Source organism: Mesorhizobium sp. M8A.F.Ca.ET.181.01.1.1 (assembly GCF_004792025.1).
Lineage (GTDB): Bacteria > Pseudomonadota > Alphaproteobacteria > Rhizobiales > Rhizobiaceae > Mesorhizobium.
Window position 1 is genome coordinate 1 of record NZ_SRTV01000024.1, and the last position, 309, is coordinate 309.

A 309-nucleotide genomic window follows, 5' to 3' on the forward strand; every position below is an offset into this window, starting at 1 on the left:
AGGAGATCGTCAACCGCTCGGGCTGGGCCGCGCTCAACGACATGGCATTTTTGGTCAGCGGCACTGGCACGCGCACGGCCGATTCCTACGAATACAATCCGGCCAGCGCACCGCTGCTGCACATCGAATATCTGCTGCCAGGATCCGGCAATCCGGTAGCCTTCAACGCACCGCCCGACGCCGATCCCACCACCAACCAGATCGCCGAACTCGCCGCGGCGGGGGCAGCCACCGGGATCACAGCATCGGCCACCGATCCCGACGCGGGCTCGACCGTCACCTACAGCATCAATGACACGCGCTTCGCCA

General features: G+C 65.0%; 1 pseudogene. It reads left to right on the forward strand.

From position 1 onward, the window contains the following. Positions 1-309, forward strand: a pseudogene (locus EN824_RS33095) (RTX toxin); the annotation flags it as partial.